This window comes from Nocardia sp. NPDC058658 (assembly GCF_042716665.1).
GTDB lineage: Bacteria > Actinomycetota > Actinomycetes > Mycobacteriales > Mycobacteriaceae > Nocardia.
This window is the reverse complement of sequence record NZ_JBHXRR010000002.1, coordinates 20,914-39,005: the sequence shown is the minus strand read 5'-3', so window position 1 is coordinate 39,005 and position 18,092 is coordinate 20,914. Positions and strand designations below refer to the sequence as shown.

Below are 18,092 nucleotides of genomic sequence, written 5' to 3'. Positions count from 1 at the left end.
GGCGGTGGCCAACGCATTCGACCCGTCGAGTTCTGTTCATGATGGTGACCTCGTCGAGAGCCTGACGGCTCTGATGCTGGTCGTGGTCGTAGTGGGATTGGCCCCGGCAGCCGGAGTGCTCATCCACGAACGTTCCCTGGCTCGCAAGAGTCGACTGGGCCCGCCCGGCCGATTCCCGCCCAGCCCGCTTCCCCCGCCTCGGTTGGTCAATCGCTCGCCGCCGCCCGCGATCGTGTACGCACCGCAGTTGCCGAGTCGGTTACAACCCCACTGGAATCGGCTCAGTCAGGCGTGGGGCGTGATCACCGAATTGCAACGGCAAGGCTGGGTCGATGCGGACAGCACACGCGGCGTTCCACAATCGATGGCCCGCCTGCACCAGTTGGGTGTCGCTGACGGTATGACCGACAACCTCGGCGGACGCAGGTCGAGTGCGGTCGAGCAGCAGCTCAACCGTCTCGCCGACCTCCTCGTGGCTCTGGCAGACGAAGCAGTCGACCATCAAGCCATGATCAGCGCCACCGACTTCACCCCGGCCACGCTGACCGCCGCCGCCCAGCGCCTTGCCGCAGACAGCGCGGCCTACCGCGAACTGATGGAACTCGGCGGGGTGTGGGCGGCGGAATAGCCGCGAGCTATCGACATCACACCCTATCCGTGCGAAAATCGCACAATGTCCAGTGACAGTGTGTGGCTCGAAATCGGCGAGCGTATTCGTGAGAGCCGACTCGCTGCGGGGCTCTCTCAGGAACAGTTGGCGAAACTGATCGAATCCGAGCGGAGCAAGATCGCGAAGATCGAAGCCGGGGCACGTCAGATCAATGCGGTGGAACTGACCAGGTTGGCTACGGCGTTGGGGATGCCGCTCGGGCACTTCTTGTATTCGCGGCCTGCCGTCATTTCGCGGCGAACTTCGCTGGACCACGACATCGCGTCATCTGCGGCACAAGAGGCCTATCGGATCGAGGCGGCACTGACCGGGTGGCTGCGGGATGTGCGTAGCGTCATCGAACTCGGTGGGCTGCGTCCACGTCCGCCGTTGCGATATGCGGCGTCGGTCGCCGACGTCGATGACGCCAGGGAAGCTGCTCGGTGGACTCGGACGCAGCTTTCGCTCGGGCAGGACCCGATTCCGACCATGATGTCCGCATGCTCGGCGGCGGGACAGTTACTGCTGGTTGTCGAGCTGCCAGGTGACGGTGCGTCGGTGGTCGATGCGGACTTGGCGGTCGCCGTCGTCAGCCGAGCGGGTGATCCAGGACGGCGGCGCTCCACCGCAGCACACGAGCTTGGTCACCTGATTTTGGGCGACGAGTACTCCAGCGATCTCGGTGGCGGGATAGCCGCATCGCGAGACGCGCGCGAAGCCGTCATCGACGCCTTCGCCGCAGAGTTCCTCCTTCCGTCGAAAGCGATGCAAAACGGGGTTGTTGGTGATCTACGCACGTATCTGGTCACCCACGCCGCCACCTACCGGGCTTCGTGGGCTGTTGTGATCCGCCAAGCCGAAGTCGCCGGGCTCATCGACGGAGCCGATGCCAAACGCTGGCGGTCGGCTCCCAAGCCGACTCACGCAGAAATGATGCAAGCGGTCGGCTGGGCACCACAGCCCGATTTCGAGAGCGTCCGTGTCCCGCCGACGTACGCTGACGCTGTCCTATCGGCCTGGCGCAACGACCGAATTACCGCAGGTCGGGCAGTGGAACTGATGTACGGCCAGATCGAGACCGAGGATCTCGGGCCACTTGATGAGGATGTCGAGCCATGACATCGGACCTGAGATTGGTCGTCGATGCAATGTGTCTCAACCATTTCTCGCGGATCGACCGGATCGATGTCCTCGGCTAGATGCTGCATGACTGCGAATGCACTACAACGGAATTCGTGCGAAATGAGTTGCGTAACGGCTTGTCGCTGCACCCTGAACTCACTGCGGCGCTGGAGGCCGACTGGCTGGGTGTCGATGAACTCGGGACCTTCGAAGCGCTCTCTGCCTTCGAGCGGTGGACCACCCGAATCGGAGCCGGGAAGCATGACATGGGTGAGGCAAGTGTGTTCGCGGCGGCGGAACTGAACCACGCGATTGCGATTACCGATGACGGGGCCGCGACCAAGGTCGCTCGGAAGTACGGGCTCGAGGTGCACGGGACGTTGTGGCTGCTGGCCAGGTCGTGTCGTTCGGGCAAATTGATGATCGGTGAGGCAGCGACAATTGTGGAGATGCTGGTCGATACGGGAATGCGGTTGCCCTGTAGCGGCTCGGGATTCGCAACGTGGGCGCGGAGCCATCAGTTGCTTCCGCGCGAATAGGACGTCGGGTCTCGGGACCAGAGTGTCGGCGCCGTTCGAGGCGGACAGTTCGAAGGGTGGGGCGCAGTATCGTTCGGGGGTCGGGTCGGGCGTTGGGTGGAGGTTTGGGGTGCGTGAGGTTGTTGATGGGCGGTATGAGATCACCGGGGCGTTGGGGGCTGGGGGGATGGGGGAGGTGTTGTTGGGGTATGACGTTGTGTTGGACCGGCCGGTGGCGGTGAAGCGGATTGCGGTGGGGCAGTTCGCTTCTCGGGAAGATTTGGCGGGAGAGTTTGTTGCGCGGTTTCGGCGGGAGGCCAGGGTGACCGCGCGGATTCGGCATCAGGGGGTGCCGCAGGTTTATGACGCGGTGCTCGACAAGGGTGCTGAGAGTGTGTATTTGGTGATGGAACACATCGAGGGGATGACCCTGCGGGACTATTTGTCCGGGGTGGGGGAACTGTCGATCGACTGCGGGGTCGCGATTGCGGCGCAGATCGCGACGGTGTTGTCGCACGCTCATGTGTTGCCGGTGGTGCATCGGGATCTGAAACCGGCGAATGTGCTGGTGGCGGGGGATGGGACAGTGAAGGTGATCGACTTCGGGATCGCGGCGTTGCTCGACGGGAGTACGAGCCGGATCACCCGGACCGGATCGGTGCTCGGGACGGCGGCGTATATGTCACCGGAATTGGTGAACGGTCAGGATGTGGGACCGCGGGCGGACCTGTATGCGCTCGGCTGCGTCATGCACGAGATATTCAGTGGGCGAGGAGTATTCGAGGCTCGGTCGGAGTTCGATACACACAATCGGCATCTCTCGGACGCGCCGACACCTCTGCGGACACTGCGCCGGGACGTCCCCGTGCAGATCGAACAGCTGGTGCTGGACTTGCTGGCGAAGGATCCGGGTGACCGACCGGCGACAGCGCGCGACGTCTACGACCGCTTGCTGCCCTTCCTTCCTGGGCCCGGATCACCTGAAAATCCTTCTCCAGCAGGCTATCCCGACCCGACAAGAATCTTCCGCCGTCCCAACCCGCCCGCCGACACCGCACCCGCAGCGCCGCGGCCCGTCCCGAGCAAGCCCGCGACAGGCGGCCTCGTCGACGTCGCCACTCGCTACCGCGAACTGTGCGAACTCGGCCGCTTCGCCCAGGCCGCCGAAGCCTTGGTCACGGTCGTCGACGAAGCCGAGCGACGCTACGGCCCACACAGCCCCCAACTCGGCGAACTGCACCGCGACATCGCCACCGCCTTCGCCCACAGCGGTGAACACCGCCGAGCCCTGGGTGAATGGGAGCGCGTCGAGGCGATCGAACTGCGGGCGGGCGCCACGTCCGGCAGTCGGATCTGGCGGGCGCGAATCGCCGCGATCGAATGTCGCGCCACCCTGGGTGACATCGGCGCGCCTGCGGCAGTCGACGAGCTGTACCGACTGTTCGGTGAAATACGTTCCGTCGAAGACGAATTCAGCCCCGATGCCGTGCAGGTCCGGCTCGCTATCGCGGAAATGCTTCCCGCAGTAGGTGATCGGTCGCGCGCGGAGCGGTTCCTCACGCAGCTGCGCACCGACCTCGCGGTGCTCAGGCCCCCGGAGGATCCGGTGCGGTTGCGCGTGGAGCAACTGGCCGCCGAACTCCACCGCTGACCGGGTCCGCACGGACGCGGACCTGTCGGGCCCGCCGAGTATGCTCCTCGCATTCGCCGACGGGGGAGCGCGTCGGGTGTCGGTGCGGGCGGGTTCGCACGGAAGTGGAGTGGACCAGGTGCAGTGGTTCGGCAGGATCGGATGGGTCGTCGGGTTGATAGCCGGCGTCTTCGGCGTGCTGCTCGGCGCGGTCGGCTACTTCAGCGGTATCGGTAACGCGAGTACGCCCGAGATCGTCCTTGCCGTCGGATTCCTGGTCGCGGGCACCGCACTCGCGAGCGTGTCGATCTGGCAGCTGGTGGCAAGTGACCGGCACAAGCGCCGAACCTTCACCCGCAGCAAGCAACGCAGGGATCCCGATCGCGGGTACGGACAGCCGCCCAATCCTGGTGCGCCCCAGCACGGCTACGGTACGCATCCTGGTGTGCCGCACCAGAGTTACGGCCCACCGGCACCATCGCACCCGCAGCTTCCGAACCCGACCCCGCCGACCCCGTACCCACAGGCCGCATACACCCCACCATCAGCCCCGATCGCCCCCACCGTCGCCCAAACCCCCGAATGGCAGACCCGCACCCGCACCGCCCATCACTGGCTCCCCACCGGCATCCCCTACGCCGGCGCACCTACCGGCGTCCTCGGTTCCCCCGCCGACCTCGACCGCGACAGTTCCGCCACCATCCCGCTGCGGATCCGCGAGGCCGTCCGCGAAACCATCGCCATCGAAGGCCCGATCGAGCGAAACCAACTGGTAGCACGGGTCGCCCAGCGATTCGGTGTGCACAAACCGTCGGAGAAGCAGCAGATCTGTGTGCTCGGCGAAGTCCCGGAGTCGCTCATGCGCGCAACCTCGTCGGGCGTTTTCGTCTGGCCGTCGGATCTGGATCCAGCGGCCTGGCGCGGCTTCCGGTTCACCCCGCCGACCGTGTCACGCGCCATCGACACGATCTCCGCCGAGGAGATCGTCAACGCGATAACCCATGTGGCCCAACGCAACAGGTCCACCTTCGACGAGATCGTCTGGGCGACACTCACGCAATTCGGGCACGAACGCACCGGCGCCGCCGAGGATCGACTCGAAGCCTGTCTGACGATGGCGGTCCGGCGTGGACGCCTGGCCCGCGACCCCGACGGACGCTACCGCGCGCTGACCTAAGCGGGCAGCGCGGGCAAGGTTCGGGCGTGGGTGACTTCGGGGGAGACCGTGATGATGTCGCAGGCGGCGACGATGCGGTGGGGCAGGTCGGAGTCGAGGTGCGCCAGGCTCGGGGTGACGATCGCGGCGGCCTCGGTGGTGGTGACCACGTCGAGCAGGCGGCCGATCGGGTCGGTGGTGCGATTGCTGAAGACCACGGTCTTGGTGAAGCGGTAGCCGAGACGCTCGGCTAGGGAACGGATCTGCGTTTCGTCCCAGGACTGAGCGACACCTGAGATGTCGCGGCGCAGGTATCCGATCGCCGGTGGCTTCATGGCCATGACGGTACCGGCGGAGGGCGCCGAGGTCGTGAACGCGAGCTGACGCGAGTCGAATTCGCAACCGGACCGTTGCTTATTTCACCTCTCCGGAGCTGCCGGACGGCTTCGACCATGCGTCGTTGGAGATCAGCGCGGTCAGCAAAGTGCGAATCGCCGACACCCGACGCTCGGTGCCGGGCAGCTGGTCGAGCGCGCATTCCGGATCGGCGGGCGGGCCCAGATGCGTACAGCCACGCGGACAGTCCTCGATGGCGCCCGCGAGGTCGGTGAACGAGGCGATCACATCGTCGGGGGTGATGTGGGCCAGACCGAACGAGCGCACGCCGGGAGTGTCGATCACCCAGCCGCCCTCGGGCAGCGGCAGCGCCACCGACTGAGTGGAGGTGTGCTTGCCCTTGCCGACCCCGGACACCTCGCCGACGGCCCGATAGGCATCGGGCACAAGACGATTCACCATCGTCGACTTGCCGACACCGGAGTGTCCGATCAGCGCGGTGAGCCGGTGGTTCAAGATCTCGAGCACCGGCTCCATCGGGTCGTCGATGCCCGCGTAGAGGATCTTGAGATCGAGACCGTCGAAGGCAGAAGCGAATTCGGATTCCGCCACCAGGTCGCGCTTGGTGAGCACCAGAATCGGTTCCAGCCCACCGGCATACGCGGCCACCATCGCCCGCTCGACGAAGCCGGTGCGCGGCGGTGGATCGGCAAGCGCGACAACGATGAACAGCTGCTGGGCATTGGCGACGACGATGCGTTCGAACGGATCGGTGTCGTCGGCGGTGCGGCGCAAGACGGTGCTGCGCTCGGTCACCCGCACGATTCTGGCCAGGCTGTCGGGCCTGCCGGTGAGGTCGCCCACCACGTCGACCTGGTCACCGACGACGATCGGGGTGCGGCCGAGTTCGCGGGCGCGCATGGCGACGATGCGCCGGTCGGCGTCACCGTCGAGGACACACCCCCAGCGGCCGCGGTCGACGGCGACCACCATGGCGGCCTCGGCGTCGGCGTGCTGCGGGCGGGTTTTGGTGCGGGGACGCGACGACGCCTTGCCCGGGCGGACCCGGACATCGGATTCGTCGTAGCTGGCTGAGGAGCGCCCCTGGCGGCTCAGCGCGCCACCCCCTCGCCGGACAATGCGGGCGCCAGCATCTGCTCCCAGAGGGCGACGAACGTCGGCAGCGTTTTGGCGGTGGTGCTGATGTCCTCGATCTCGACACCGGGCACCTTCAAGCCGAGAATCGCACCGGCCGTTGCCATTCGGTGATCGGCGTAGGAGTGCCACTGACCGCCGTGCAGCGGGGCGGGCACGATCTCGAGGCCGTCCTCGGTCTCGGTGACATTGCCGCCCAGGCGATTGATCTCGGCGGAAAGTGCTGCGAGACGGTCGGTTTCGTGGCCGCGCAGGTGGGCGATGCCACGCAGGCGCGAGGGCGAGTCCGCCAGCGCCGCCAGTGCGGCGACGGTGGGGGTGAGTTCGCCGACGTCGTGCAGGTCGATGTCGATGCCCGCCAAGCGTTCCGGGCCGGTGACGGTGAGGACACCGTCGAAGATGCGGGCCTCGGCGCCCATCCGGACCAGGATCTCGCGGATCACGTCACCGGGCTGGGTGGTGCCGCGCGGCCACATCGGGATGCTCACCTCGCCGCCGGTGACCGCTGCCGCCGCCAGGAACGGGGTGGCGTTGGACAGGTCGGGCTCGATGTCCCAGTCGACCGCGCGAATCGGGCCGGGGGCCACCGTCCAGGTCTGGGCATTGCCGGAATCGGCGGGGGTCGCCACGTTCACGTCGGCGCGGCGCAGCATTTCGACCGTCATCTCGATGTGCGGCATCGACGGCAGTGCCTTGCCGTCGTGGTGGACGGTGATGCCCTCGTCGAAACGGGCGGCCGAGAGCAGCAGGCCCGAAACGAACTGCGAGGAACCCGACGCGTCGATGGTGACGGTGCCGCCGCGCAGCGCGCCGGTGCCGTGCACGACGAACGGCAGCGCGTCACCGTCGACATCGAGACCGAGCTTGCGCAGGGCGTCGAGAATGGTGGACAGCGGGCGCAGCTTCGCCTGCTCGTCGCCGAAGAACGCGACATCGCCCGAGGCCAGCGCGGCGGCGGGCGGCAGGAATCGCATGATGGTGCCCGCGAGCCCGCAGTCGACGGCGGCGCTGTGCAGGGGGGCCGGGGTGATCTCGAGGGTCTCGGCATCGCCGCTGATCTCGGTGCCCAGCGCACGCAGCGCCTGGATCATCAGGTCGGTGTCGCGGCTGCGCAGCGCGCCGGTGAGGGTGGACGGCCCATCGGCCAGTGCGGCCAGGATGAGCGCGCGGTTGGTGATGGACTTCGATCCGGGCAGGGTCACGGTCGCGTGGACGGGGACCTCGATATGGGGCGCAGGCCAGAAACTCACGCCCCCATCTTCGCTTATGTGCGCTTCGAACACACCGGTGGTGCGAAGTTCGGCGTGGAGCGGGGGCTCCGAGGAGGACTTTCTGTCGGTCCCCGGGCGTATCTTGACCATTATGTGTGGACGATATGCGACGACCACGAATCCGGGCCGGTTGGCGGCCGAGCTGGACGCTGTCGACGAAACCGGGCTCGACGAGCCCGATGCCGCCGTCAGCTACAACGTCGCGCCGACCACCCAGGTGCTCACGGTTGTCGAGCGGCATGAACACGGCGCACCCGACGGCGACCCGCGCCTGCGGATCCGGCGGATGCGCTGGGGGCTGATCCCGCACTGGACCAAGGCGGCCGAGCCGGGCGTCCCCGCCAAGGGCAAACCGCTGTTCAACGCCCGCGCCGACAAGGCGGCCACCGCGCCCTCGTTCCGTGACGCGGTCAAGCACAAGCGCTGCCTGGTGCCGATGGACGGCTGGTACGAGTGGCTGGTCGAGCCCGCGCCGACCGGCAAGGGCAAGGCGGTGAAACGGCCCTTCTACATGTCACACAGCGACGGCTCGCTGCTCTACATGGCCGGACTGTGGTCGGTATGGCGTGACCGCAGCGCGCCCGATGCCGAGCCGCTGATGTCGTGCACGATCCTGACCACCGACGCGCAGGGCGAGCTGGCCGACATCCACGACCGGATGCCGTTGCCGATGCCACGCGAACACTGGGACGCCTGGCTCGACCCCGACCACCCCGCCCCCGCCGACCTGCTGCAACCGCCCTCGCAGGCCGAACTGGCGACGATCGTGGCGCGCCCGGTCTCCACGCTGGTCAACAACGTGCGCAACAACGGGCCGGAGCTGCTGGTACCGGACGGGACCTGTGACGACGAGGCCGGGCAGACCACACTGCTGTGATCGTGCCCGGCCTCAGCGTCCCTACAGCGAGCAGGGCACCGAATCGGTGGCGATGTTCAACCCGCACTTGATGATTCCGGTGACCAGATCGATCACCTCGGTGGCGACCCCACCGCCGAGCTTCTCCGACTTCTCGGCCCGCTCGTCGGTTTCGGGCGCGGTCTTTGGCGAATTACTCGGGGCGGTGCCCTGGCCGTTGAGCGGATAATCCGGGGTGGTGCCATGGCCGTTGAGTGGGTAGTCGCCGGGTTCGGCCTGGGACGGCGGAACCACCTGCGGTGCCGCGGTGGCGGGGGCTAACGCGGCGGCGCCGAAAGTGATTACCAGCGCACCGGACAGGGCGGCGATCGTCGAACGTGCGGACATTCTTCGCATCACATCCTCGGGTCGAATCGGTCGTACCGGACGCAGAGTGCGTCGCAGTGAATTCGGAACCAGAGCTCGCCCGGATGGTCCTCAGCTGGTGATCGGGGCGGTGACCGCCGCGCAGGCGCGCACCAGATCCGCAGGTGCCAGCTCGATTTCGAGCCCGCGTTTACCCGCGCTGCACAGCACCCGATCCCAGTCGAGCGCCGAGGCGTCGACAACAGTGGGCAACTTCTTGCGCTGACCCAGCGGCGAAACCCCGCCGAGCACATAGCCGGTGGTGCGCTCGGCCTTGGTCTTGTCGGCCATGCTCGCCTTCGGCGCACCGAGAGCGGCGGCCGCAGCCTTCAACAACAACCGCGCCGGTACCGGCAGCACCGCGACGGCCAGGGCGCCGGTCGAGAGTTCGATCACCAAGGTCTTGAAGATCTGCTCGGCCCGCACATCCAGCTCGGCCCCGAGCGCGTCGACCGCCTCGTCGCCGTAGGACTCGGCCCGCGGATCGTGGGAATAGGAGTGCACCCGATGCGCGATTCCACTGAGGGCCTTGATCGCGGGAGTCGACATAGCCCGTCACCTTAATCGCGACCACACCCCGCGCGGCAACCACATTTGCGCCGGTGCGGGAACACGAATGCGGGGGTGCATGTTGCACAGAAGTGACAAGCCAACCCGACGAGAAGACGTGAAGGAGAGATAGTGACACTGCTGCTCGAGGAGCGTCCTCTCCTGCCACAGGGTGCGCGAGTGCCACTCGATTCCGTGCTGCCGGTAGATTCGGTGACTACGGCGATCGAAGGGATTGGTGTGACGAGCGACGACGACGTGGCGTCCGGCACAGAAGTCGACGAAGCCGAGCTGGCGGCCCGGTTCGAGCGCGATGCGCTCCCGATGATCGACCAGCTCTACGGCGCTGCCCTGCGCATGACCAGGAACCCGGCCGACGCCGAGGACCTGGTGCAGGAGACGTTCGTGAAGGCGTTCCAGGGGTTCAAGTCCTTCCGGGAGGGCACCAATCTGCGTGCCTGGCTGTACCGGATCCTGACCAACACCTACATCAACTCCTATCGCAAGAAGCAGCGTCAGCCCGCGCAGTACCCGACCGACGAGATCACCGACTGGCAGCTGGCGGCCACCGCCGAGCACTCCTCGGTGGGCCTGCGTTCGGCCGAGGTGGAGGCGCTCGACGCCCTGCCCGACGACGAGATCAAGTCCGCGCTGCAGCAGCTGCCGGAGGAGTTCCGGATGGCGGTGTACTACGCCGACGTCGAGGGCTTCCCGTACAAGGAAATCGCCGACATCATGGGCACCCCCATCGGTACCGTGATGTCTCGGCTGCACCGTGGACGCAAGCAGCTCAAGGGCCTGCTCGCCGACGTGGCGCGCGAACGTGGATTCGACCGTGGGGAACGCCAGGAGGTAGTCAAGTGAGTGACGATCCCGATCTCGACATGGACTGCACCGCGGTCCTCGCGGATGTGTGGCTCATGCTCGACAACGAGTGCGATCAGGCCACCCGCCAGCGCCTGCAGGAGCACATGGATCACTGCAGCCCCTGCATCGAGGCCTACGGCATCGAGGAGAAGATCAAGGGCCTGCTCAGCCGCAAATGCGGTGGCGAGCACGCGCCCGAAGGCCTGCGCGACCGGTTGAAGTTCGAGATCCACCGCTCGATCACGGTCACCAGGATCGAGACCACCGAGGGCTGATCACCCCCGAAAACGACAACAGCACGCTCTCATCGAGAGCGTGCTGTTGTGTCTGTGCGCAGCGGCACGACTCAAGCGTTAGGACGCTTGCCGTGGTTTGCGGCGTTGCCCTTGCGGCTGCGCTTCTTACGTCCACGCTTACCCATGAGAGCTCCCTTCTATGTCTGGTCGAGAGCCATTGTTTCACGTGTGGTTGGCTGTAGCTTCGGCGGATACTAACGAAGGGGTGCCATGCCTGAAGAAGTGCGCGCGGAGATGGTCTCGACCGTGCTCGCTGTCGAGGTCACCGTGGGCGATCACGTCCGGGTAGACCAGACACTGGTGCTGCTGGAATCGATGAAGATGGAGATCCCGGTGCTCACCGAGGTCGAGGGTGACATCACCTCGGTCGACGTCGCCCCGGGTCAAGTGCTCCAGGCGGGCGACCTCATCGCCACCATCGCGTAGGTCACACGAGAACGAAGCGGTAGATCCAGCGTGGCAACACTGAGCGAGCTCCTGGCCGAACACACCGACCTTCCCGGCATCGCCGTGGACCATCTGCAACGGGTGGTGGGCGATTGGCAGTTGCTCGCCGACCTCTCGTTCTCGGATCTGCTGCTGTGGGTGGGCGCGGGCCCGGTCATCGACGGATCCGATGTGGTGTGCGTGGCCCAGATCCGGCCCACGACCGCACCCACCGTGCATCTCGAGGACAAGGTGGGCAGCACCGCCTCGCGCACCGACTTCCCGCAGGTCTTCGACGCCCTGCTCACCGGTGACACCGCGCGCACCGACGCCGAGGTCGAGGTGAGCGGGGTCTACCACCCGAGCCCGGTGCACGCGGTGCGCGAAGCGATTCCGGTGCGTTGCGGCGACGATGTGATCGCCGTGCTCAGCCGCGATTCCGACCTGGCCCGCTCGCGCGTGCGCAGCACCCTCGAAACGGCGTACGTGTCGTGCGCCGACGATCTGTGCCAAATGATCGCCGACGGCAGCTTCCCGGTGCCCGAGGACCGCGCGGCCACGCACTCCAGCCCCCGCGCGGGCGACGGCTTCATCCGCCTCGACACCGAGGGCATCGTCGTCTACGCGAGCCCGAACGCGCTCTCGGCCTATCACCGGATGGGCATGCAGGCCGATCTCGTCGGCCAGGATCTCGCCGTGACCACCCGTTCCCTGATCACCGATCCGTTCGACGCCCAGGAAGTGGTGGCCGACATCCAGGCCGCGCTGGCCGGGCGCACCGGACGCCGGATGGAGGTCGAAGCACGCGGCGCGACGGTGCTGTTGCGCACCCTGGTGCTGCGACCGGGCGGGGAACTGGCCGGGCCTGCGGTGCTGGTGCGCGATGTCACCGAGGTGAAGCGGCGCGACCGCGCGTTGCTGAGCAAGGACGCGACGATCCGCGAGATCCATCACCGGGTGAAGAACAATCTGCAGACGGTGGCCGCGCTGCTACGACTACAGGCCCGCCGCACCGAGAACCCGGAAGCCCAAGTGGCACTGACGGAATCGGTGCGCCGGGTCACCTCCATCGCCTCGGTGCACGAGATGCTGTCGATGTCGGTGGACGAGGAAGTCGACCTCGACGAGGTCATCGACCGGCTGCTGCCGATCATGGCGGATGTGGCGACGGTGCACACCGCGCGGATCAAGGTGCGCCGCGCGGGTTCGCTCGGAGTGTTCTCCGCCGAGCGCGCGACACCGCTGGTGATGGTCCTGACCGAACTGGTGCAGAACGCGATCGAGCACGCCTTCGACGCGGGCGAGAACGGTACCGTGACGATTCGCTCGGAACGTTCGGCCCGCTGGCTCGACGTGATCATCTCCGACGACGGCCGTGGGCTACCGGCAGGGTTCAGTCTGGAAGGTTCCGACCGGTTGGGATTGCAGATCGTGCGCACCCTGGTCACCTCGGAACTGGGCGGCTCGATCGGATTACATCCTGGTGCCGATGTGGGCACGGACGCGGTGCTGCGCGTTCCGCTCGGACGTCGGTCCGGTCGCTGAAAGCTGCAGTAGGGCAACAATAAACCCGGCACCGCGAAGGTGCCGGGTTCTCACACATGCGTTACCGGGCCGGGGCTGATGGCCCGGCAACGCCGACTCCGTCGACTAGACGGAGGTACGCGTACGGGTGCGCGCGTTGCGACGCTTGAGCGCGCGACGCTCGTCTTCGCTCATTCCACCCCACACGCCGGCATCCTGCCCGGACTTCAGTGCCCAGGACAGGCAATCGGCCGTGACGGGGCAGCGGGCGCAGACCAGCTTGGCATCGGCAATCTGCGCGAGCGCAGGACCACTGTTACCCACCGGGAAAAACAGTTCGGGATCCTCATCGCGACAGATGGCCTTGTGGCGCCAGTCCATTCCTCTGCTCCTTTGCGCGGGCGCCACAAAGGGCGCCAGTAGTTTGTGGATCGTTCACTTGTGCGACTCGAATGTTTCCGCACGGTTGCTTGTGAATGCTTTCACGATCACCGTAGATGTCAATAGGTCTCCGGCGCACCGTGGGGGAGATCACGCTCTAGGCCCCCGCAAGGGGAACCTGCCCGGTCCTTTGTACTCGCGTCGCCGGGTTTTCGCAGCGCAACCTGGAGATTTTTCTGCGAGTGCGGCGCTCAGGAGGGTTTGGGAGCCACCACATCGAGCACGCTCGGCACAGATGTGAAATGCACCATCTTGCGTTTTCCGATGAAGTCGCCATCGATTTGCAGGCCGATCTCCGACCCCGTCTCGATGCGCACCGACGGCACGTCGTCGGCCCGGAAAAGCATGGGCGACTTGGGGTTTCCGTTCTCGGACAGCAAATGCCGGGCAAGCAGCAGGGTACGGGTCACGCTCATCGACTTCACCGCGAACACCCCGAGACCCGATTCGAAGGTGGTGGTGGGATTCGTGCGAATCGGACGGTCCTCGAGATAGGTCCACGGACTCGAATTCGTGACGAAGGCGTAATAGACCTCCTCTACCGGATCTCGTCCTTGGACCTCGACAACGACGGTCGGATCCTGGCGCTTGGCCCGGAAGAACTGGCGCACCGTCGTGGCGAGGTACCGCGTCGGTGTGGCCTTGCGGCCTTTGGCGCGGGCGGCATCGATGGCCTCGCACACGTCGGCGTCGAGGCCGACGCCCGCACTGAAGGTGAACCACCGGTCGTCGGCCAGGCCGAGCCCGATCCGGCGGTCGGCGTCGCGGCCGAGCAGATCGATGAGCTGGTTCGTCGCTGTCACCGGATCGGGGGAGATGCCGAGGGCGCGCGCGAAGACGTTCGCCGAGCCGCCGGGGATGATGCCCAGCCGTGGGCGCCAGACCTGGTCGTCGCCGACCTGGGGCACCGGCAGGAAGCCGTTGATGGTCTCGTTGACCGTCCCATCGCCACCGTGCACGACGATCAGGTCCATTTCCTGGGTCGATGCCCACTGGGCCAGTTCGGCCGCGTGGCCGCGATGCTGGGTGTGCGCAACGGTCAGCTGCGTTCGGCTCTCCAGGGCGTGCGCGAGCAGATCCCGGGTGGCCGGGGTCGTCGAGGTGGCATTGGGATTGACAATGAGCAGCGTCCGCACAATGCCTCAGGGTAATGCGCGCCGACGAACAACCGGTGCGCGCTGCGGCCACGACACGGCGTCGTAGGCTGGGGCACGTGGCAGAGCAGGACGTGACAGACGGTGACCGGCCCCTGGACGGCGAGCAGGTGTCGACCGGTATCCCGATGACGGTGCGGCTCGCCGGTGGGTTGGCTTCGCTGGAGGGGCTGGCCGGGGTGGTGACCGCGATCGTGCTGATCGTGCGGGCGCTGACCGGGCACGATCAGTCCGAGGCCAGCGGGGTCGGCATGGCGATCTGGCTCGGGGTGCTGTTCGGCGGGGTGCTCGCGGCGGGCATCGGGCTGCTGCGTGGCAAACGCTGGGGACGGGCCATCGCGGTCCTCGCGAATCTGCTGTTGCTGCCGGTCGCCTGGTCGTTGCTGACCGACTCGCATCAGCCGCTGTGGGGGAGTTTGCTCGGGGTTGTCGCGGTCGGTGGGTTGGCGCTGTTGTTCGCGCCGGCGACCAGTCGTTTCATGGCTCATGACTACGCCGAAATCCCGGAAGACGACCAGACCCGGTACTGACCGTCAGGTTGTTGCCGCGCGTAGTGCCTCTCGGCACAGGCGATCAGCTCGCCGGGTCGTTTCGGGTTGACGAAAGCCCTGCGTAAGGGCCAGAACTTGGGCGCAGGCGGTGTCGAGGTCGATGAGGTGGCCGACCGAGACGAACAGTGGTTTCACCTCGTCGCGGGTGCGCAGCGCGCGGCCGACGATCTCGCCGTCGATGGTGACATCGCTGGTATCACCGCGGCGCGGCCCTGGTTCGGTGTATTCACCCCACACTGATTTGGCGACACCGATCGTCGGAATTCCGGTTAGCAGACCGACATGGCACGCGAGCCCGAAACGCCGGGGATGTGCCAAACCCTGTGCGTCACACACAAGCAGATCCGGTGTGGCAGTGAGTTTTTCCAATGCGGCTACCGTTGCGGGCAGTTCGCGGAACGCGAGCAGACCCGGTACATAAGGGAATTCCGAAATCCCGTGCGCGACGGCCGATTCCACTGTTTTCATGGTGGCGATATCGATAATTACCGCGGCCGTCGCGACGGTGCCGTCCTCGGCGTAGGCCGAATCAATTCCAGCCGCCGTCGAAAATTGTTGCGACACAGGATTGTTCGTGGACACCAGCGGGCGGAGATCGTCCTGTAGCGCGACAGCCTCTTCGGGCGTCCGCGGCCAATCATGGGGTAGCGCAATACGCATACGGCTCAGCCCGCGGCCACGGCGGCCAGCTCCGCACCCGACAGTCGGTACCCGATCCACTCGTCTTGTGGTACGGCACCGAGGGATTCGTAGAAGGCGATCGACGGGGTGTTCCAGGTGAGCACCGACCACGAGACCCGGCTGTAGCCGTGTTCGACCGCCTCGGCGGCCAGCGCCGCGATCAACGCGCGGCCAAGGCCGGTGCCGCGGGTCTCGGGGCGCACGTAGAGGTCCTCGAGCCAGATGCCGTGCACGCCATCCCAAGTCGAGTAGTTCAGGAACCAGATCGCGCAACCCACGACCTCACCGTCGAGCTCGGCGACGTGGGCGAACAGCGCGGGCGCGGGCCCGAACAGCGAGGCCTGCAACTGCTCCGTGGTGAGCGTGCATTCGGCGGGCGCCTTCTCGTACTCGGCCAGATCGTGCACGAGACCCACCAGCGCGGGCACATCGGCGGGGGTGGCACGGCGGACGCTCATCGCTGGGCTCCTTCGATCGGTTCGGTACGGGTGGTGAGATTGTGGCCCCAGATGGAGTGGGCGTCGTGGTCGAAGCCGAGCACGCTGACCGCCCCGGTGGACATCGCGAACCGGCGGCCCTCGCGCACCGGGAACTCCGCCCAGCGCGCGATCAGCACCCGCGAGAAGTGCCCGTGGCCGACCAGGACCACATCGCGCACCGGCAGTACCGGTTCGACCCGGGCCAGCACCCGGTCGGCCCGTGCGCCCACCTGTTCGGCCGTCTCGCCGCCGGGGACGGGCGCGGTCCACACCGTCCAGCCGGGCACGGTTTCGCGGATCTGGGCGGTCGTGATGCCCTCGTACTCGCCGTAGTTCCACTCGACCAGGTCGTCGTCGACCTCGATGGGGGACAGGCCCGCCAGTTCGGCGGTCTGCCTGGCGCGCAGGCGCGGACTGGTGAAGCAGAGCGGATCGCGCAGGTCGAGGGATTTCAGCACCAGCCCGGCCGCGACGGCCTGGGCTTCGCCGTGCTCGGTCAGTGGCAGGTCGGTGAAGCTGGTGTGCCTGCGTTGACTGGACCACTCGGTTTCGCCGTGGCGCAGCAGGACCAGGCGGGCATCGGGGGTGGACATGGGTCCATCATGGCAGTGCCGGTTCAGCCGAGCGCGTAGAGCTGTCCGCCGCGTCGTTCGAAGACCGTGTTGCCGAGGACGGCGGTCGAGATGGTGTCGCCGCGGTAGTCGGTGCGCTCGACCGGAATCCGGGCGACGATCGCGCCGTTGCCGCTGTCCACCGCGAGTTGACCGCCCGCGAACGGGACCAGCAGTCTGCCCGCCATCAGCGCGGGCGTGCCGAGCGCGCCGCGAACCGTCCAGACCGGCTGTAATGTGCTGGAGCTCAAGGCGATCAGGCTGTCGCCGGTGAAGACGTAGATGGCCGAACCGAGGCGGGTCACCGTGGTGCGCTCGTCCCAGGGGGCGGCGAGCTGGTGGGTCGCGATCTCGTTGCCGGTGCCGTCGTGCACGGCGATCCGCGCGGGCAGGCCGAGCTCGGTGGCGGTGGGTGCGGTCGGCGGGTAGTAGACGGCGATCTTGTTGTCCGACACCGCGATTACGCGGACCTCGGGGGAGTCGGCGCCGGGTGCGGTGAGGACTCGTGAGCCGTGTTCCTCGGGGGCGGTCGATTCCTTCGGTGCCGGGTTGAGGACGGTCAGCCGGGCGGTCGCGTCGCCGGGGCAGCGTTCGAGCACCGCCAGGCGTGAAGAACTCGACGCGGCCGAGCGCAGCTCACATCCACTGCGCGGCTGGGTATTCGGGTTCACCGGGGCGTCGACGTAGCCGTACTCGAGGGTGCGCACCAGGTCCGAGCGCCACATCTCCAGTCGCTCTGGTCCGAGTGCCAGCAGATAGGTGCCGTCACCGGTCACCCGGATCTCGTCGTCCATGTAGCTGCTGCGCGCGACTCGGCGTTGACCGGTGTCGGCTTCGAGCATCACCGACTGACTGCACCCACGCTGATCCCGATAGGTGGCGATCGCGGTACCGAACTGCGACTCCACCGCGCACAGGGGCATATCCCGGCGATACCACCACAGCTGCGTGCCGGTGACCGGATCGCGCCCGCTCACGGTGCCGTGATCGCCGGTCACCACCACATTCCCGGAGGTGAGCGCCCGCTTGCTGGACTCGTCGGCGGCATGCCACTTCTCACTCAGTGTGGTGGGCAGTTGCGTCGCCGCGGTGACGGTCGGGGCGGGGGAGGTCGCGGTGACCGAATCCGTGCCGGTGGCGTCGGCGCGCGCCCAGACGACGAACGCCGCCACTACGAGAGTGACGGCGATCGCGATTGCTACGAAGATGTCGGCGCGCGTCCGCCGTTCGGGTGCGAGCACGGGAGCGAGTGTATTTGCCGTGGCGGCTGTTGTGTGCGCGGGGCGGCGGATTGTTCTGGGCTTGGACGTGATGTCTGGTAGTCCCAGATGGTTTGACGCTGTGTTTATTGGAGCGCTGGCGCGCTCGAGTCGCGGCCCCAAGGGGCGGTCTCTTCTACCCGGCTGAAGCTGCCG

The 18,092-nt window shown here is 66.9% G+C and carries 23 protein-coding genes; 11 read left to right on the top strand and 12 right to left on the bottom strand.

From position 1 onward, the window contains the following. The first annotated feature begins 4 nt into the window (after window positions 1-4). The 5 genes from ACFWUP_RS05435 (at window position 5) to ACFWUP_RS05415 (ending at window position 5,096) form a co-directional block, all read left to right on the top strand. The gene (locus ACFWUP_RS05435) at window positions 5-628 is read left to right on the top strand and encodes a hypothetical protein (RefSeq protein ID WP_379231050.1); all 624 of its coding nucleotides are present in this window, start codon (window positions 5-7) and stop codon (window positions 626-628) included. A gap of 45 nt (window positions 629-673) precedes the next feature. Further along, window positions 674-1,768 carry a helix-turn-helix domain-containing protein gene (locus tag ACFWUP_RS05430; protein ID WP_379231048.1) on the top strand — a complete coding sequence of 365 codons (1,095 nt, stop codon included), beginning with the start codon at window positions 674-676 and terminating at the stop codon, window positions 1,766-1,768. Between the two features lie 116 nt (window positions 1,769-1,884). Then, window positions 1,885-2,310 carry a hypothetical protein gene (locus tag ACFWUP_RS05425; RefSeq protein ID WP_379231046.1) on the top strand — a complete coding sequence of 142 codons (426 nt, stop codon included), beginning with the start codon at window positions 1,885-1,887 and terminating at the stop codon, window positions 2,308-2,310. Continuing rightward, complete coding sequence (locus ACFWUP_RS05420; RefSeq protein WP_379231044.1) at window positions 2,198-3,940, top strand: serine/threonine-protein kinase; 1,743 nt, start codon at window positions 2,198-2,200, stop codon at window positions 3,938-3,940. The genes ACFWUP_RS05425 and ACFWUP_RS05420 overlap by 113 nt, the downstream gene beginning before the upstream one ends. A 109-nt stretch (window positions 3,941-4,049) precedes the next feature. Continuing rightward, window positions 4,050-5,096 (top strand): DUF3320 domain-containing protein, encoded by a 1,047-nt coding sequence (locus ACFWUP_RS05415; protein WP_379231042.1) that lies wholly within the window; start codon window positions 4,050-4,052, stop codon window positions 5,094-5,096. Here ACFWUP_RS05415 and ACFWUP_RS05410 read toward each other — a convergent pair. The 3 genes from ACFWUP_RS05410 to aroA all read right to left on the bottom strand — a co-directional run bounded on the left by ACFWUP_RS05410 (window position 5,093) and on the right by aroA (window position 7,816). After that, on the bottom strand, window positions 5,093-5,410 hold the full coding sequence (locus ACFWUP_RS05410; RefSeq protein ID WP_379231040.1) for a hypothetical protein: 318 nt from the start codon (window positions 5,408-5,410) through the stop codon (window positions 5,093-5,095). The two genes, ACFWUP_RS05415 and ACFWUP_RS05410, sit on opposite strands and share 4 nt — an antisense overlap. 79 nt (window positions 5,411-5,489) lie before the next feature. Continuing rightward, window positions 5,490-6,404 (bottom strand): ribosome small subunit-dependent GTPase A, encoded by a 915-nt coding sequence (gene rsgA, locus ACFWUP_RS05405; protein ID WP_379231038.1) that lies wholly within the window; start codon window positions 6,402-6,404, stop codon window positions 5,490-5,492. Between the two features lie 119 nt (window positions 6,405-6,523). Continuing rightward, window positions 6,524-7,816, bottom strand: coding sequence for a 3-phosphoshikimate 1-carboxyvinyltransferase (gene aroA / locus ACFWUP_RS05400; protein WP_379231036.1), 1,293 nt, complete (start codon window positions 7,814-7,816; stop codon window positions 6,524-6,526). 112 nt (window positions 7,817-7,928) lie between these two features. Here aroA and ACFWUP_RS05395 point away from each other — a divergent pair, with 112 nt between their 5' ends. Beyond that, complete coding sequence (locus ACFWUP_RS05395) at window positions 7,929-8,714, top strand: SOS response-associated peptidase (protein WP_379231034.1); 786 nt, start codon at window positions 7,929-7,931, stop codon at window positions 8,712-8,714. Between the two features lie 21 nt (window positions 8,715-8,735). On the opposite strand, the gene ACFWUP_RS05390 is transcribed toward ACFWUP_RS05395, so the two are convergent. Both ACFWUP_RS05390 and ACFWUP_RS05385 read right to left on the bottom strand, forming a co-directional pair. Continuing rightward, window positions 8,736-9,080: a hypothetical protein gene (locus ACFWUP_RS05390; protein ID WP_379231032.1), complete on the bottom strand. Its 345-nt coding sequence runs from the start codon at window positions 9,078-9,080 to the stop codon at window positions 8,736-8,738. Window positions 9,081-9,170: 90 nt separating this feature from the next. Continuing rightward, window positions 9,171-9,647, bottom strand: a complete 477-nt coding sequence (locus tag ACFWUP_RS05385) for an aminoacyl-tRNA deacylase (RefSeq protein WP_379231030.1) — start codon at window positions 9,645-9,647, stop codon at window positions 9,171-9,173. Between the two features lie 234 nt (window positions 9,648-9,881). Between ACFWUP_RS05385 and ACFWUP_RS05380 the strand changes: the two genes are divergently transcribed. Together ACFWUP_RS05380 and rsrA are read left to right on the top strand one after the other, a co-directional pair. Beyond that, window positions 9,882-10,511 carry a sigma-70 family RNA polymerase sigma factor gene (locus ACFWUP_RS05380; RefSeq protein ID WP_379231723.1) on the top strand — a complete coding sequence of 210 codons (630 nt, stop codon included), beginning with the start codon at window positions 9,882-9,884 and terminating at the stop codon, window positions 10,509-10,511. 20 nt (window positions 10,512-10,531) lie between these two features. Continuing rightward, the gene (rsrA, locus tag ACFWUP_RS05375) at window positions 10,532-10,789 is read left to right on the top strand and encodes a mycothiol system anti-sigma-R factor (RefSeq protein WP_067450959.1); all 258 of its coding nucleotides are present in this window, start codon (window positions 10,532-10,534) and stop codon (window positions 10,787-10,789) included. Window positions 10,790-10,860: 71 nt separating this feature from the next. Here rsrA and ACFWUP_RS05370 read toward each other — a convergent pair whose 3' ends face one another. Beyond that, the gene (locus ACFWUP_RS05370) at window positions 10,861-10,935 is read right to left on the bottom strand and encodes a 50S ribosomal protein bL37 (protein ID WP_022597109.1); all 75 of its coding nucleotides are present in this window, start codon (window positions 10,933-10,935) and stop codon (window positions 10,861-10,863) included. 85 nt (window positions 10,936-11,020) lie between these two features. Between ACFWUP_RS05370 and ACFWUP_RS05365 the strand changes: the two genes are divergently transcribed. Next, window positions 11,021-11,236: a biotin/lipoyl-binding carrier protein gene (locus tag ACFWUP_RS05365; protein WP_379231028.1), complete on the top strand. Its 216-nt coding sequence runs from the start codon at window positions 11,021-11,023 to the stop codon at window positions 11,234-11,236. A gap of 30 nt (window positions 11,237-11,266) precedes the next feature. Further along, entirely contained in the window at window positions 11,267-12,781 is a 1,515-nt protein-coding gene (locus ACFWUP_RS05360) for a sensor histidine kinase (protein ID WP_379231026.1), read from the top strand. A 105-nt stretch (window positions 12,782-12,886) separates the two neighbouring features. On the opposite strand, the gene ACFWUP_RS05355 is transcribed toward ACFWUP_RS05360, so the two are convergent. Further along, complete coding sequence (locus ACFWUP_RS05355) at window positions 12,887-13,141, bottom strand: WhiB family transcriptional regulator (RefSeq protein WP_022567051.1); 255 nt, start codon at window positions 13,139-13,141, stop codon at window positions 12,887-12,889. A 251-nt stretch (window positions 13,142-13,392) separates the two neighbouring features. Beyond that, window positions 13,393-14,337 carry a diacylglycerol/lipid kinase family protein gene (locus tag ACFWUP_RS05350; protein ID WP_379231024.1) on the bottom strand — a complete coding sequence of 315 codons (945 nt, stop codon included), beginning with the start codon at window positions 14,335-14,337 and terminating at the stop codon, window positions 13,393-13,395. Between the two features lie 113 nt (window positions 14,338-14,450). Between ACFWUP_RS05350 and ACFWUP_RS05345 the strand changes: the two genes are divergently transcribed. Next, window positions 14,451-14,885 carry a hypothetical protein gene (locus ACFWUP_RS05345; protein ID WP_379231721.1) on the top strand — a complete coding sequence of 145 codons (435 nt, stop codon included), beginning with the start codon at window positions 14,451-14,453 and terminating at the stop codon, window positions 14,883-14,885. A gap of 3 nt (window positions 14,886-14,888) precedes the next feature. Here ACFWUP_RS05345 and ACFWUP_RS05340 read toward each other — a convergent pair whose 3' ends face one another. From ACFWUP_RS05340 to ACFWUP_RS05325, 4 genes are read right to left on the bottom strand one after another with little or no spacing between them, the layout of a single operon-like run. Next, window positions 14,889-15,566 carry an endonuclease V gene (locus tag ACFWUP_RS05340; RefSeq protein WP_379231022.1) on the bottom strand — a complete coding sequence of 226 codons (678 nt, stop codon included), beginning with the start codon at window positions 15,564-15,566 and terminating at the stop codon, window positions 14,889-14,891. Window positions 15,567-15,571: 5 nt separating this feature from the next. Then, entirely contained in the window at window positions 15,572-16,045 is a 474-nt protein-coding gene (locus ACFWUP_RS05335) for a GNAT family N-acetyltransferase (RefSeq protein WP_379231020.1), read from the bottom strand. Continuing rightward, window positions 16,042-16,659 (bottom strand): acid phosphatase, encoded by a 618-nt coding sequence (locus tag ACFWUP_RS05330; protein WP_379231018.1) that lies wholly within the window; start codon window positions 16,657-16,659, stop codon window positions 16,042-16,044. The genes ACFWUP_RS05335 and ACFWUP_RS05330 overlap by 4 nt, the downstream gene beginning before the upstream one ends. 23 nt (window positions 16,660-16,682) lie before the next feature. Then, a complete protein-coding gene (locus ACFWUP_RS05325) occupies window positions 16,683-17,918 on the bottom strand; it encodes a hypothetical protein (protein WP_379231016.1) in 1,236 nt (411 codons plus the stop codon). Window positions 17,919-18,092: the final 174 nt, after the last annotated feature.